This is a genomic window from Amycolatopsis sp. NPDC004747, assembly GCF_053601335.1.
Window position 1 is genome coordinate 85,255 of record NZ_JBSGBQ010000019.1, and the last position, 14,303, is coordinate 99,557.

13 protein-coding genes are annotated in these 14,303 nt (G+C 71.1%); 6 read left to right on the plus strand and 7 right to left on the minus strand.

All coding sequences use genetic code 11. The features are described from left to right. Positions 1-24 precede the first annotated feature (24 nt). The 4 genes from ACWEGE_RS28855 to ACWEGE_RS28870 form a co-directional block, all read right to left on the minus strand. Positions 25-1,191 (minus strand): thiolase domain-containing protein, encoded by a 1,167-nt coding sequence (locus ACWEGE_RS28855; RefSeq protein ID WP_449663580.1) that lies wholly within the window; start codon positions 1,189-1,191, stop codon positions 25-27. Then, the gene (locus ACWEGE_RS28860) at positions 1,188-2,201 is read right to left on the minus strand and encodes a thiolase domain-containing protein (RefSeq protein ID WP_449663581.1); all 1,014 of its coding nucleotides are present in this window, start codon (positions 2,199-2,201) and stop codon (positions 1,188-1,190) included. Before ACWEGE_RS28860 ends, ACWEGE_RS28855 begins: the two co-directional genes overlap by 4 nt. Before the next feature lie 7 nt (positions 2,202-2,208). After that, complete coding sequence (locus tag ACWEGE_RS28865; RefSeq protein WP_449663582.1) at positions 2,209-3,186, minus strand: Zn-ribbon domain-containing OB-fold protein; 978 nt, start codon at positions 3,184-3,186, stop codon at positions 2,209-2,211. Positions 3,187-3,267: 81 nt separating this feature from the next. Continuing rightward, on the minus strand, positions 3,268-4,056 hold the full coding sequence (locus tag ACWEGE_RS28870) for a crotonase/enoyl-CoA hydratase family protein (protein WP_449663583.1): 789 nt from the start codon (positions 4,054-4,056) through the stop codon (positions 3,268-3,270). A gap of 62 nt (positions 4,057-4,118) precedes the next feature. Between ACWEGE_RS28870 and ACWEGE_RS28875 the strand changes: the two genes are divergently transcribed. Beyond that, on the plus strand, positions 4,119-5,738 hold the full coding sequence (locus tag ACWEGE_RS28875; protein ID WP_449663584.1) for an acyl-CoA synthetase: 1,620 nt from the start codon (positions 4,119-4,121) through the stop codon (positions 5,736-5,738). Between the two features lie 13 nt (positions 5,739-5,751). Next, positions 5,752-6,852 carry an NAD(P)H-dependent flavin oxidoreductase gene (locus tag ACWEGE_RS28880; protein ID WP_449663585.1) on the plus strand — a complete coding sequence of 367 codons (1,101 nt, stop codon included), beginning with the start codon at positions 5,752-5,754 and terminating at the stop codon, positions 6,850-6,852. A gap of 53 nt (positions 6,853-6,905) precedes the next feature. Here the strand turns inward: ACWEGE_RS28880 and ACWEGE_RS28885 are convergent, their stop codons facing one another. Further along, positions 6,906-7,712 carry a S1 family peptidase gene (locus tag ACWEGE_RS28885; protein ID WP_449663586.1) on the minus strand — a complete coding sequence of 269 codons (807 nt, stop codon included), beginning with the start codon at positions 7,710-7,712 and terminating at the stop codon, positions 6,906-6,908. A 125-nt stretch (positions 7,713-7,837) separates the two neighbouring features. After that, positions 7,838-9,055, minus strand: coding sequence for an APC family permease (locus tag ACWEGE_RS28890; protein ID WP_449663587.1), 1,218 nt, complete (start codon positions 9,053-9,055; stop codon positions 7,838-7,840). Positions 9,056-9,135: 80 nt separating this feature from the next. On the opposite strand from ACWEGE_RS28890, the gene ACWEGE_RS28895 reads away from it, so the two are divergent. The 4 genes from ACWEGE_RS28895 to ACWEGE_RS28910 all read left to right on the plus strand — a co-directional run bounded on the left by ACWEGE_RS28895 (position 9,136) and on the right by ACWEGE_RS28910 (position 11,930). After that, a complete protein-coding gene (locus ACWEGE_RS28895) occupies positions 9,136-9,891 on the plus strand; it encodes a GntR family transcriptional regulator (RefSeq protein ID WP_449663588.1) in 756 nt (251 codons plus the stop codon). Positions 9,892-9,931: 40 nt separating this feature from the next. Continuing rightward, complete coding sequence (locus ACWEGE_RS28900; protein ID WP_449663589.1) at positions 9,932-10,438, plus strand: hypothetical protein; 507 nt, start codon at positions 9,932-9,934, stop codon at positions 10,436-10,438. 118 nt (positions 10,439-10,556) lie between these two features. Continuing rightward, positions 10,557-11,054, plus strand: coding sequence for a hypothetical protein (locus ACWEGE_RS28905; RefSeq protein WP_449663590.1), 498 nt, complete (start codon positions 10,557-10,559; stop codon positions 11,052-11,054). A gap of 204 nt (positions 11,055-11,258) precedes the next feature. Further along, the gene (locus ACWEGE_RS28910; protein ID WP_449663591.1) at positions 11,259-11,930 is read left to right on the plus strand and encodes a hypothetical protein; all 672 of its coding nucleotides are present in this window, start codon (positions 11,259-11,261) and stop codon (positions 11,928-11,930) included. 376 nt (positions 11,931-12,306) lie between these two features. On the opposite strand, the gene ACWEGE_RS28915 is transcribed toward ACWEGE_RS28910, so the two are convergent. Next, positions 12,307-13,965 carry a fumarate hydratase gene (locus ACWEGE_RS28915; RefSeq protein ID WP_449663592.1) on the minus strand — a complete coding sequence of 553 codons (1,659 nt, stop codon included), beginning with the start codon at positions 13,963-13,965 and terminating at the stop codon, positions 12,307-12,309. Positions 13,966-14,303: the final 338 nt, after the last annotated feature.

Below are 14,303 nucleotides of genomic sequence, written 5' to 3' on the forward strand. Positions count from 1 at the left end.
ACAGTGTTCTAACCTGCTTCCCACTCACGAGCCGGGCTTCTCCGAGCCGACCAGCCACATCGAGAAGTACTGGGACCCGCCGCCGTAGGCGTGCCCGAGCGCGCGGCGCGCGCCGTCCACCTGGTAGTCCCCGGCCCGGCCCATGACCTGTTTCGCCGCTTCGGAGAACCTCAGCATGCCGGACGCGCCGATCGGGTTGGAGGACAGCACGCCGCCCGAGGGGTTGCACGGCAGCCGGCCGCCGATCGCCGTCTCGCCCTTCTCGGTGACCTTCCAGCCCTCGCCCTCGGGCGCGAAACCCAGGTTCTCCAGCCACATCGGCTCGAACCACGAGAACGGCACGTAGATCTCCGCGACGTCCACTTCGGACATCGGGTCGGTGATCCCGGCCTCGGCCCACAGCGCCGCCGCGGCCTCGCGCCCGGCCCGCGGGTTCACCTGGTCACGGCCGGCGAAGGTGGTCGGCTCGGTGCGCATCGCCGTCGCGTGGATCCACGCCGCGCCGCCCTCGACGGCGTCCCCGGCGGCCTCGTCACCGAGCACCATCGCGCACGCGCCGTCGGACGACGGGCACGTCTCGTCGTAGCGGATCGGGTCCCACAGCATCTGCGACGCCCGCACCGACTCGACGGTGATGTCCGGCTGCCGCAGGTGCGCATACGGGTTGAGCGCACCGTTGCGCCGGTCCTTCGCCGCGACGATCGCCCCGACGTGCTCAGGCGCCCCCGAACGGCGGATGTAGGAGCGCACGTGCGGCGCGAAGTAGCCGCCCGCGCCGGCCCCGACCGGCATCTGGAACGGCGGCAGGATCGACAGGCCCCACATGGCGTTCGATTCCGACTGCTTTTCGTAGGCCACCGTGAGCACGCGCCGGTGCACGCCCGCCTGGATCAGCGACGCCGCCACCAGCGCCGTCGAGCCGCCCACCGAACCGGCGGTGTGCACGCGCAGCAGCGGTTTCCCGGTCGCGCCGAGCGAGTCGGCGAGGAACAGCTCGGGCATCATGACGCCCTCGAACAGGTCCGGGGCCTTGCCGAGCACGACGGCGTCGATGTCGGCCCACTCCACCTGGGCGTCGAGCATCGCGCGGTCGATCGCCTCGCGCAGCAGGCCCGGCATCGACACGTCCTGCCGCTTCGCGCGGTGGTGCGTCTGGCCGGTGCCGAGCACGGCGGTGAGCTGCTTGGTCATCGGGCCTCCAGCACGGTCACCAGGTTCTGTTGCAGGGCCGGGCCGCTCGTCGCGTGCGCCACGGCCTTGCGGGATTCGCCGTTGTGGATCCGGACCGCCGCTTCGCCGATCCGGGCGAGCCCGGCGGAGAACATCGGGTTCGCGGCCAGCGCCCCGCCGGAGGGGTTGATCTTGACGCCGTCGCCGAGCCCGAGCGCGGTGCGCAGGATCAGCTCCTGGTGCGTGAAGGGCGCGTGCAGCTCGGCGAGGTCGACGCCGTCGAGGTCCAGCGCCTTGGCCGCCGCTTCGGTGGACGGCGAGCGCGTCAGGTCGCGGGCGCCGAGCACGGGGGAGTCGACCCGGTGCTCGATGCCGGTGAGCACCGCCGGCCGGTCGACGATGTCCCGCGCGCGTTCCACAGTGGACAGGACGACGACGGCGGCGCCGTCGGTGATCGGCGCGATGTCGTGCCTGCGCAACGGATCCGCGTAGTACGGCGTGTCGAGCAGTTCGGCGACGTCCTGGCCGGTCCCGCGGGCGGCGACCTCGGCGAGGTCCTTTTCGGACCAGAGCCCGGCCTCCAGGCCCAGCCGTGCCTGGATCCCGGCGATCGACACCGAGTCCGGCCACAGCGGCGTGACGACGTACGGGTCGAGCTGCAGGGCGAGCACCCGGCGCAGCTGCCCGGCGCTGGACTTGCCGAAGCCGTAGACGAGCGCGGTCTCCACCTCGCCCATCTTGATCTTCAGCCACGCCTCGTAGAGCGCCCAGGCGGCGTCCATCTCGACGTGCGACTCGTGGATCGGCGGGAACGCCCCGATCGCGTCGACCGCGGCGATGAAGGAGAACGCGCGCCCGGCCAGGTAGTCCGACGAGCCGGAGCACCAGAACCCGATGTCCTGCTTGGACAGTCCGGTCTGCGCGAAGACCTCGGCGAAGATCGGGACGAGCATCTCCACGCCGTTGGTGGTGCCCGGCGTTTCGCGGACGTTGGGGGCCTTCGCGAACCCCGCGATGGCGACGTCTGGCATCAGGACCTCACAGGTGGTGGGCGAAGGTTTCGTAAGCCGCGTCCGGCTCGCCGGTCGGCTCGAAGTGGCTGATGTTCTCCAGCGACGTCCACCATTCCTCGCGCGGCTTCCAGGCGGCGCGCACGCGCATGCCCATCTTGACGTCTTCGGCGGCGCAGCCGAGGACGAGGTGCAGGAAGGCGATGTCGGCGCCGTCGAGCAGGATGTAGGCGGCGACGTACGGCGGCTTGATCCGCTGGCCGAGGAACGGGACGTTGACGATGCAGAACGTGGTGACGATGCCGGTGTCAGGGAGTTCGACCTCTTCGGTGGTCGGCACGCCGTCGGTCGGGCACGCGCCGCGCGGCGGGATGTAGACCTTCCCGCAGGCGGGGCAGCGCTGGCCGATCATCTTCCCCTCGGCGAGCCCGCGCAGGTAGGTGCTCTCCTCGGGCGAGGCCGAGTGCATGTACTTGAGGTGCACCGGCGTGATGACGACGCTGATCGGCGCGCCTTCCTCGCGGTCGGCGACCGGGGGAGCGGGCTCGGTCGGCGTGGTGTCGCGAGCGTCCACCGGCAGGAAGTAGGCGATGTCGCGGATGTGCCCGACGGTCTCCTCGGCCCACCGCACGCGCACCCGCTGTCCACTGTGGATCTTGTCCGGCGAACCGGCGTCCACGGCGTGCAGCATCGGCGTGTCGGCCCCGTCGAGCTTGACCAGCGCCCAGGCGAACGGCCGGCTCAGCGGCTGCCCGTCGAGCGGTTCCGGGCACCACGACCAGGACACGACGGTGCCCTCTTCGGCGACCGGCACGAATTCGCCGAGCTGTTCGGCGGTGACGGGGTCGTACTCGACCGGCGGGACGTGCACCCGGCCGTCACTGCCGCGGACGCCTTCGATGCGGTGGTCACGCAGCGCGGTGACGAACCGCCCGAGGACGGGCCCGGTGGAGCGGGTGTAGTCGAAGCCGACGTTCAGCGGTGCCGCAAGCGGTGTCTCGGTCACGTCCTTGAGTGAAACATGTTCTCGTTCTGGCGACAAGGTTCCTCCGCGGAGCGCCTGGATATCTATAGAACGTGTTCTCAGTCAGCGGCCCTTGAAGTCGGGCTTCCGCTTCTCCGAAAACGCCCGCGGCCCCTCCTTGGCGTCCTCCGACGCGAACACCTCGATCCCGTACTGCGAGTCCAGCTTGAAGGCCTCTTCCTCGTGCAGCCCCTCCGTGTCGCGGATGGTCCGGAGGATCGCCCGCACCGCCACCGGCCCGTTCGCGTTGACCAGCGCGGCCAGCTCCAGTGCCTTCTCGAGCGCGGTCCCGTCCGGCACCACGTGCCCGATCAGGCCGATCGCCAGCGCTTCGGCGGCGGACAGGTGACGGCCGGTCAGCAGGATGTCCGCGGCCACCGTGTACGGGATCTGCCGCGGCAGCCGGACCGCCGAGCCGCCCATCGGGAACAGGCCCCAGCGGGCCTCCGACACCCCGAAGCGGGCCGACTCGCCGGCCACCCGGATGTCCGTTCCCTGGAGGATCTCGGTGCCGCCCGCGATCGCCGGGCCCTCGACCGCGGCGATCAGCGGTTTCGTCAGGCGGCGGCCCTTCAGCAGCCCCGGGATGCGCGAAGGGTCGAACTTGCCCGACGCGAACGACTCCGAAGGCGAGTTGCGGGACATCGACTTCAGGTCCGCGCCCGCGCAGAACGCGCCGCCCGCGCCGGTCAGGACGCAGCTGCGGATCGAGTCGTCGGAATCGACGCGGTCCCAGGCGTCGACCATGATCGACATCATCTCGCCGGTGATCGCGTTGCGCGCCTCGGGCCGGTTCATCGTGACGACGAGGGTCTGCCCCTCCTGCGACACCAGCGCGTGCGGTTCACCCACGGAAGACCTCCTGAAGGAGCAGTGCCATTGCCCAGAACGATAACATGTTCTACTTTGAGGGCGTGGCACTCAACATCGCGGATCTTCTGGAGCACGCCGTCGACGCCGTGCCGGAGCGCGTCGCGGTCGTGTGCGGCGACCGGCAAGTGACCTTTGCCGAACTGGAGGCGCGGTCCAACCGGCTCGCCCACCACCTCGCCGCGCACGGCGTGGGACGCGGATCCCACATCGGGGTCTACTCCCGCAACTCGATCGAGGCCCTGGAGGCGATGATCGCGGCGTACAAGCTGCGCGCGATCGCCGTCAACGTCAACTACCGGTACGTGCACGGCGAGCTCGTCTACCTCTTCAACGACGCCGAGATCGTCGCGCTGGTGCACCAGCGCAGCTACGCCGACAAGGTCGCCGCGGCGCTGCCCGAAGCGCCGAAACTGCAACACGTTGTCGTGATCGACGACGGCGAGGACGGCGACTACGCGCGCTACGGCGGCGTCGACTACGAGACGGCGCTCGCCGAGCAGTCCCCCGAGCGCGACTTCGAAGAGCGCTCCGGCGACGACCTCTACATCCTCTACACCGGCGGCACCACGGGCTACCCGAAGGGCGTGCTCTGGCGGCAGGAGGACGTCTGGCGCGCGCTCGGCGGCGGGATCAACTTCGTCACCGGCGAGTACGTCCCGGACGAGTGGACGCTCGCCGAGCAGGGCAAGCTGGGCAGCCTGAGCCGGCTGCCGTGCGCGCCCCTGATCCACGGTGCCGCGCAGTGGGCCGCGTTCGGTGCGCTGTTCACCGGCAGCCCGGTGATCTTCGTGCCGCGCTTCGACGCCCACGAGATCTGGAAAGCCGTGCAGGAGCACAAGGTCCAGGTCCTCACGATCGTCGGCGACGCGATGGCGCGGCCGCTCATCGAGGCCTACTACGAGGGCGGTTACGACGCTTCGTCGATCGTCGCCGTGTCGAGCCACGCCGCGCTGTTCTCGCAGTCGGTGAAGCAGCAGTTCGTCGAACTCGTGCCGCCCCACGCGCTGGTCACCGACGCGATCGGCGCGTCGGAGAGCGGCTTCACCGGGATCGGCGCGGTCGCCAAGGGGGCCGACCACAGCGCCGGCCCGCGGGTGAACTTCGGCCAGGACGCCGTGCTGCTCGACGAAGACGGCAACATCGTCGAGAAGAAGCCGGGCGCGACCGGGCTGATCGGCCGCCGCGGGCACGTCCCGCTCGGCTACTACGGCGATCCCGAGAAGAGCAAGAAGATCTTCGTCGAGGTCGACGGCGTCCGGTACGTCGTGCCGGGCGACTACGCCCGCTACGAAGAGGACGGCACGGTCACGCTGCTCGGCCGCGGCTCGCAGTGCGTGAACACCGGCGGCGAGAAGGTCTACCCGGAGGAGGTCGAAGGGGCGCTCAAGTCGCACCCCGACGTCTTCGACGCGCTCGTCATCGGCGTCCCGGACGAGCGGCTCGGCCAGCGCGTCGCCGCCGTCGTCCAGCTCCGCGAAGGCGCTTCGCCGGACCTGGCGGCGCTGGAGGAGCACGTCCGCGGCGAGATCGCCGGGTACAAGGTGCCGCGGACGATCTGGCTGGCCGACGAGATCGGCCGCTCGCCCAGCGGCAAACCGGACTACCCGTGGGCCCAGCGCTACGCGGCCGGGCACGAACCGGCCACGGCCCAGCCCGTCTGAGAGGAAAGCACCAGTGCGGACACCCCTGTGCGACCGGCTCGGCATCGACCTGCCGATCGTCGGGTTCACCCCGTCGGAGCACGTCGCCGCGGCGCTCAGCCGCGCCGGCGGGCTCGGCGTGCTCGGCTGCGTGCGGTTCAACGACGCCGCCGAGCTCGACCGGGTGCTCACCTGGATGGACGAGAACACCGGCGGGAAACCGTACGGCGTCGACATCGTCATGCCGGCGAAGATTCCCGCCGAGGGCACTCAGGTCGACCTCGCGAAGATGATCCCGGACGGGCACCGCGCGTTCGTCGACCGCGTCCTGAAGGAGCTCTCGGTCCCGCCCCTGCCGGACGACACCGACGAGCGCGCGGGCGTGCTCGGCTGGCTGCATTCGGTCGCCCGCTCGCACGTCGAGGTCGCGCTGAACCACCCGATCAAGCTGATCGCCAACGCCCTCGGCTCACCGCCGGCCGACGTGATCGGCCAGTGCCACGACAAGGGCGTACCGGTGGCGGCGCTGGCCGGGAAGGCCGAGCACGCGGTGCGGCACGTCGAAAACGGCGTCGACTTCGTGGTGGCGCAGGGCTACGAGGCCGGCGGGCACACCGGCGAGATCGCGTCCATGGTGCTGGTGCCGGAGATCGTCGACGCGGTCGACGTGCCGGTGCTCGCCGCGGGCGGGATCGGGACCGGCCGCCAGGTGGCCGCGGCGCTCGCGCTCGGCGCGTCCGGCGTCTGGATGGGCTCGACGTGGCTCACCACCGAGGAGTACCTGCAGACCATGGCGACCTCGGGAGCGATCCAGCAGGCGCTCGTGGCGGCGTCGTCGTCCGACACCGTGCGCACGCGGATCTACACCGGCAAGCCGGCCCGGCTGCTCAAGACCCGCTGGACCGAGGCGTGGGCCGCGCCCGACGCGCCCGAGCCGTTGCCGATGCCGCTGCAGAACCTGCTGGTTTCCCCGGCGCACAACCGGATCCACGCGACGAACGACCCCGGCCTGGTGTCGATGCCGGTCGGGCAGATCGTCGGCCGGATGAACAGCGTCCGCCCGGTCGCCGACGTCGTGGCCGAGCTCGTGTCCGGTTACGAAGAAGCGTTGTCCCGCTTGGACAAGACCCGCTGAAGACGAGCGAAGAGGCCCCGCCGCGGCGGGGCCTCTTCGTCGTGCGGAAGCGGTTACAGCGTGGCGGCGGCCGCGGCGATCTTCGACGCGAACGTGCTCACCTCGGTGTAGACGCCGGGGGCGTGCGCCCGGGCGCAGCCGTCACCCCAGCTGACGATGCCGACCTCGATCCAGGCGCCCGCGTTGTCCTTGCGGAACATCGGGCCGCCGGAGTCGCCCTGGCAGGTGTCGACACCGCCGGAGGCGAGGTTGCCCGCGCAGATCTCCGCGCTCGGGATCAGGTCGGGGTAGCTGCCGCCCTGGGCGGCGCAGGTGGCGTCGTCGACGAACGGCACCGTCGCCTTGAGCAGGTACCGCTGCTGCGAGCCGCCTTCGGTCGCCGCGCCCCAGCCGGCCACGGTGAACGTGCCGGTGTTGTACGCCGACGTCGTCGCGATCGGCAGCGTCGCAAGGCCGCTCACCGGGCTGGCCAGCTTGATCAGCGCCCAGTCGCCGCCGGTCGAGCTGCCGTACGTCGGGGACCGGTAGACGTAGGTGGACTTGATCTTCTGCGCGCTGGTGCTCTGCAGGTCGACCACGCCGACGGTCGCCGTGATCGAGGTGTTCGACCCGGTGCGGCTGACGCAGTGCGCCGCGGTCAGGACGATCTGCTTGGTGTACAGCGCCCCGCCGCAGCCCATGGAAAGCCGGACCATGAACGGGAATTCGCCCTGGGCGGCCCGGGTGCCGCCGACGACGTTCGTGGACGGCGGCTGGGCCGCGGTGGCGATCGCGGGGGTGGCGAACGACGCGGCCGCGGCGACCGCGGCCAGCGTGGTGGTGGCGTTTCTGAGCAGGGTGAACCAGCGCTTGGGAGCCAAGGGGATCAGTCCTTCCAGTGTCCACAGTGGAAGCAGGTGCCGACGGTGGCCCCACGACTACACCAGGTGCGCGCAGACCGGGACAACCGACTTTCTTCGGATCTTTCGGGCGGTTGGGTGATTTCTCACCGGCGGATCCGACGAACGCCGTAGGCCAGACCGCCCAGCAAGAGTGCACCGCAGCCGGCCAGCACCGAAGGCAGCGGCAGGCTGAAGGCGAGCACCACGCAGCCGGCGAGGCCGAGGACGGCGACCGGCCGGGCCGTCCCGCGCAGCGTGAACGCCGCGGCGTTGGCGATCGCGTAGTAGGTCAGCACGGCGAAGGACGAGAAGCCGATCGCGGCGCGCAGGTCGATCGACGCGGCGAGCACGGCGACGACGAGCCCGACCGCGAGCTCGGCCCGGTGCGGCACCCGGTAGCGCGGGTGCACGGCGGCCAGGAAGCGGGGGAGGTGGCCGTCGCGGCTCATCGCCAGCGTCGTGCGCGAGACGCCGAGGATGAGCGCGAGCAGTGAGCCGAGCGCGGCGACGGCCGCGCCCACCCGGACGACCGGCGCGAGCCACCCGGGGACGGCCGCGGCGATCGGGTCCGGGCTCGCGGCGAGCGCGGCCGGGCCGAGCCGGACGAGCAGCAGCACCGCGAGCGCGGCGTACACCACGAGGGTGATGCCGAGGGCGAGCGGGATGGCGCGGGGGATCGTCCGGGCCGGGTCGCGGACCTCCTCGCCGAGGGTGGCGAGCCGCGCGTACCCGGCGAAGGCGAAGAAGAGCAGCCCGGCCGCTTCGAGCACGCCCCCGCCGCCCGGCCAGGCGACGAGCGGGCCGCCGGCGGACGGCCCGGTGGCCATCGCCACCGCGGCCGCGGTGAGCACGAGCAGGGTGCCCGACACGATCACCCGGGTGGCGAGCGCCGAGCGGTGCACGCCGAAGTAGTTGACGGCGGTGAGCGCGGCGACCACCGCGACCGCGAGCAGCCCGCGCCACGGCTGCCCGAGCCCGGGCGCGGCGTAGGCGACGACGGTCAGCGTCATCGCCGCGCAGCTGGCCGTCTTCCCGGTGACGAATCCCCACCCGGCGAGATATCCCCAGAATTCACCGAGCCTTTCCCGGCCGTAAACGTAAGTGCCGCCGGATTCCGGGTGAATCGCGGCGAGCCGTGCCGAAGACGTCGCATTGCAGTAGGCGACGACGGCCGCGAGGACCAATGCGATGAGCAATCCGGCCCCCGCGGCGCGCGCGGCCGGGGCGAACGCGGCGAACACCCCGGCCCCGATCATCGAGCCCAGGCCCAGGAAAACGGCGTCGGCGAGACCGAGCCTGCGGTTGAGGGAAGTCGGGGGCATCCGGGTGATCCTCCAGCGGTCGGCCGTGTTGCGTGCCACAGCGAACCACGGCGCACCGGAAACCGAATAGGGTCGGTTCCGTGCCCGCCCCTTCGCGCCATTCCCGCCTGTCCGCCGACGGTCCCGTCCTCGACGGGATTCCCGAGCACGGCCGCGTCCCGCGGTACTACGCGGTCAAGGTCGAACTGCTGGCGGTGATCGAGGAACTCGGCGAAGGCGCGGCGCTGCCCACGGAACGGGAATTGTGCGAACGGTTCGAAGTGTCGAGGGCGACCGTACGGCAAGCGGTCGCGGAGCTCGTGCTCGAGGGCAGGCTCAGCCGTCGGCAGGGGAGCGGCACGTACATCGCCGGCCCGAAGCTCGTCCAGCCGCTGGTCCCGGCGGGACGGCGGCCGGGCATCCGGCCGGGCCGCAGCGTGATCACCCTGGAGCGGCGCGTGGCCGGCCGGGCACTGGCCGCCGACCTCCAGGTGACGCCGGACGCCGAGGTGTTCCACCTCGAGCGGGTCCTGCTGGCCGGCGACGAGCGCGTCGGGCTCGAGTCGACATATCTCCTGGCGTCGCGATGCCCGGACCTGCTCGAGGTGTTCACCCCGGAGCAGCCGCTGAGCGAGCAGCTCGGCGTGGAGCCCGCCGGTGCGGAGGAGCGGGTCGAGACGGTGCTGGCCACGCCGCGCGAGGCGCTGCTGATCGGGACGAACCCGGCGCTGCCGATGCTGCTGACCCACCGCGTCTCGTGGGGCCCGGACGGGGTGCCGTTCGAGCGGGTGCGGTCGCTGTACCGCGGCGACCGGCTGAGCTTCACGACTCGGCTGGACCGGGTGGCTCATCGGTGAACCGATGCAACCTCGGGCCGGTGCACTCCGTCTGGCAGGTATGCCTACCACGGTGAAACTGCTGGGCGCGGGCCTGCTGCTGCTCACGGCGACGGCCTGCGCCGCGAATTCCGGCGCCGGCGCCCCGGCGGGCACCACCCCGGCACCCGAGACGCCGACGACGTCGGCGAGCGCGCCCGGGACTGTCACGCCCACGCTCGGCCCGCCGCCGTCCCAGACGGTCGGGCGCCCGACGCAGGGCATCGCGCCGGGCGACGACGTCATCGCCGAGTCCCAGGTCGACGCCCGCGCGCTGCCCGAGGGCTACCCGCGCAGCCTCACCCGCAGCCTCGACGGCAAGACGGTGATCCTGCAGGCCGAGGAGGGTGGCTGCCGCCGCATCTCGGCGCGCGTCGGCGAGCAGACGGCCCAGCAGGTGGTCGTGCTGATCACCGTGCTCTCGGCGCCCAAGGGCCAGATGTGCCCGGACTACATCAAGGAGATCAAGGTCCCGCTGACGCTGGCGGAGCCGCTCGGCACGCGCACGGTCGTCCTCCGGCAGGGCTGACCACCACCGACGCTGGGAGGGCGGTCCCGGGATGCCCGGGAACGCCCTCCCAGACCATTTCCGGTGCAACCCCCGGGCGCCCCCGTTCCGTCTTGGGGGCATGAGGTACTCAGCGAAGGTGGTCGGAACAGGCGCGCTCCTGCTGGTGGTGACGGCCTGTGCCGGCCGGGACATCCCCGCCAATCAGCCCGTGGGTTCGACCGGCAGCGTGTCGGTACCTGCACCGGCGTCGTCGTCGCCGAGTGGATCGGTGCTCCCGGCGCCGCCGGAGCCCAACCCGCCGGGCAAGCCCCGGCTGACCGTGCCCGAGGGCAGCACCCCGGTCCCGGCGGACAAGATCGACGCGACCGCACTCCCCGCCGGGTTCCCGCGCGAGGTCTGGACCGCCAACGGCGGCACGGTGCTCAACATCCGCGCCCAGGAAGGCGGCTGCGGCCACGCGCTGGGCGAGGCGGCCGAACAGGCGGGCGACCACGTCGTGGTGAACCTGAGCGAGACGAAGGCCCAGACCAACCAGATGTGCACGATGGACATCCGGTACCCGGTCATCTCGGTCACCCTGGCCGCGCCGCTGGACCAGCGCACGGTGGTGCTGAAGACCACGCCGCCGAAGTAGCGGTCCGGACCGCGGCCCCCGGGGAACGTCCCCGGGGGCCGCTTGCCGTCCGCAGTGGACAACCGCCGCGCCGTGGTCCGGACCACGGACTGAGCGTGGTCCGCTCAGCGTCGAAGTTGTCGAAAATTGTCCGCGCTCCCGCTGAACCGCCGCCGTGACCGGCCCGTGTCCCCGAGTGAGGTGGCGATCAGAGAGGAGGGGCCCATGCCCCGGTTGAGCAGTGGCCGGCACCGCAAGAAGGCGACCGTCGGATTGGCCGCGTTGCTGGGTGTTTCCGGTATCACCGCGACCGCCATCGCGCTGAGCAGCCCCGCGGGCAACGCGGCCGAAGCGCCCAAGGAGAACTGCGGCGGGCTCGACACCGCCCTGCAGAACAACCTGAACTTCATCGCGGGCCAGCAGGCGAACCCGGACGCGCAGTCGGCCGCGCGGATCGCCAACCGGCAGGCCGTGGTGGACCTGATCCAGCAGCGGCGGCAAGTTGCGGGCTGCACGGCGAACGTCGCGGCGAACAACGGCCAGGCCGCGGCCGCGCCCGGGAACTCCGGCAACGCGCCCGGCAAGGCGCAGGCGCCCGGGCAGCAGAAGAAGCAGGAGAAACCGGCCGCGGGCGACGGTGGCGCGGTGGGCCAGGTCGTCTGCCCCGGTTCGACGGTGACGCTCTCGGGCGAGGGCGGCGCGCCGGCCGCGTCCAGCAACCAGTTCCCGGCCGGGACCAAGCTGAAGGTGACCAACCTGGACAACTCGAAGTCCACGACGGTGGAGGTGACGTCGGTGTCGGGCAGCTGCACGCTGCTCAACAACGCGGCGTTCGAACAGGTCCGGGAGCCCGGCAAGTTCCTCATCCGGCGCGCGCGGATCGAGCGCGTCGGCTGAGCGCACGGAGAAGGGGGACACCGGCGGCGGGCCGGTGTCCCCCTTCTTCGTTCCGTTCTGCCGCGGCAGAGAGGACACTTCTGCCGCGGCCTTAGCAGAAAAGCATGTCCTCGCCGGACGGGCAGGCTCTGGGATGACCACGGCTGCCGCTGCCACCTCGCCTTCTGGAGGGGTGGGCCGCTGGGTGGTCATCCCGTCGCCTGATTGAGGCCTATCACTTTGAGCCGGGCCCGCAAGCTTGCGCTGTCAGCTCGTGTTGGTCTTTGGGTTGCGGGCCCGGCTCAAAGTGATTTGACGGCCTCAGGCGACGGGATGACCACCCAGCTCCATGATCTGGGGCATCACCCGGCCACCGACCGAGTTACGCATTGCTCGTCTAGCGGAAGCTGATCTGCAGCACTGGATCGCCGGTGCTGGCGAAGAAGTCGTTGCCCTTGTCGTCGATGACGATGAAGGCCGGGAAGTCCTCCACCTCGATCTTCCAGACGGCTTCCATGCCGAGCTCGGCGTACTCGAGGACGTCGACCTTCTTGATGCAGTCCTGCGCCAGCCGCGCCGCCGGGCCGCCGATCGAGCCGAGGTAGAAGCCTCCGTGGGCCTGGCAGGCGTTCGTCACCTGCTTCGAACGGTTCCCCTTGGCCAGCATCACCAGGGAGCCGCCGGCGGCCTGGAACTGCTCGACGTAGGAGTCCATCCGCCCGGCCGTGGTCGGGCCGAACGAACCGGACGCGTAGCCCTCGGGGGTCTTCGCCGGGCCCGCGTAGTACACCGGGTGGTTCTTCAAGTAGTCCGGCATCTCCTCGCCGGCGTCGAGGCGCTCGGCGATCTTGGCGTGCGCGATGTCGCGGGCGACGACCAGCGGCCCGGTGAGCGAAAGCCGCGTCTTGACCGGCAGCTGGGAGAGCTGGGCGCGGATCTCGGCCATCGGCCGGTTGAGGTCGACGGCGACGACGTCGTCGGAGAGGTCCTCCTCGGTGACGTCGGGCAGGAACCGGGCCGGGTCGCGCTCGAGCTGTTCGATGAACACCCCGTCGGCGGTGATCTTGGCCTTGGCCTGCCGGTCGGCGGAGCAGGAGACGGCGACGCCGACCGGGCAGCTCGCGCCGTGGCGGGGGAGCCGGATGACGCGGACGTCGTGGCAGAAGTACTTGCCGCCGAACTGCGCGCCGATGCCGAACTGCCGGGTCATTTCGAGCACCTGCTGCTCGAGGTCCCGGTCGCGGAAGGCGTGGCCGAGCTCGGAGCCCTCGGTGGGCAGGTTGTCGAGGTAGCGCGCGGAGGCGAGCTTCGCGACCTTGAGGTTGAACTCGGCCGACATGCCGCCGACGACGATCGCCAGGTGGTACGGCGGGCAGGCCGCGGTGCCGAGGCTGCGCAGCTTCTCGTCCAGGAAGCGTGCGAGCCGCTTCGGGCTCAGGACGGCCTTGGTCTCCTGGTAGAGGAACGTCTTGTTGGCGCTGCCGCCACCCTTGGCCATGAAGAGGAACTCGTAGGCCGGGTCGTTCTGGCCGTCCTTGTGGTAGAGCTCGACCTGAGCCGGGAGGTTGGTCCCGGTGTTGCGCTCGTCCCAGAAGTTGACCGGTGCCATCTGCGAGTACCGCAGGTTCAGCTGCTGGTAGGCGTCGAAGATGCCGCGGGAGAGGGCCCGCTCGTCGTCACCGCCGGTGAGGACGCCTTCGCCGCGCTTGCCGATGACGATCGCGGTCCCGGTGTCCTGGCACATGGGGAGGACCCCGCCGGCCGAAATGGCGGCGTTGCGCAGCAGGTCCATGGCGACGAACCGGTCGTTGCCGGACGCTTCGGGGTCGTCGACGATCGCGCGCAGCTGCTGCAGGTGTGACGTGCGCAACAGGTGCTGGATGTCGGTGATGGCGGTGCGGGCCAGCGTGGTGAGCGCCTCCGGGGCGATCTTCAGGAAGGTGCGCCCGGCGGCTTCGACGGTCTCGACGCCCTCGTCGGTGACCAAGCGGTATTCGGTCGTGGTGTCCTTGCCCAGCGGGAGGACTTCTGTGTGCTGAAACGTGGTGGACGGCACTGCCAGGCTCCTTTGCCAGCTCCGGGATCGGTCCACCCTACGCAGGACGTTCTTTTGCCGGACAGAAGGATCCGGTCACTGTGGGCCACCCCACGTGACCGGGTCGCTGTCGTGCCCCGGTTGTGTCGTCCGTTCAGGTGCGCGAGTCGTCCGTCTGGGTACGCGTGTCGTCCGTTCGGTGTGGCGAAATGGTCGGGAGGCCGGGTCCACCCCGACGGACCCGACCTCCCGGGGAAAGCGCCCGGGTGCGTGCACACCCGATTGCTGGGCCTGTGGCCGGCACGGTCGCTCCGGTGGCGCCTCAGACGAGGCTGGCGTGACGCAGGTCATAAGTCAAC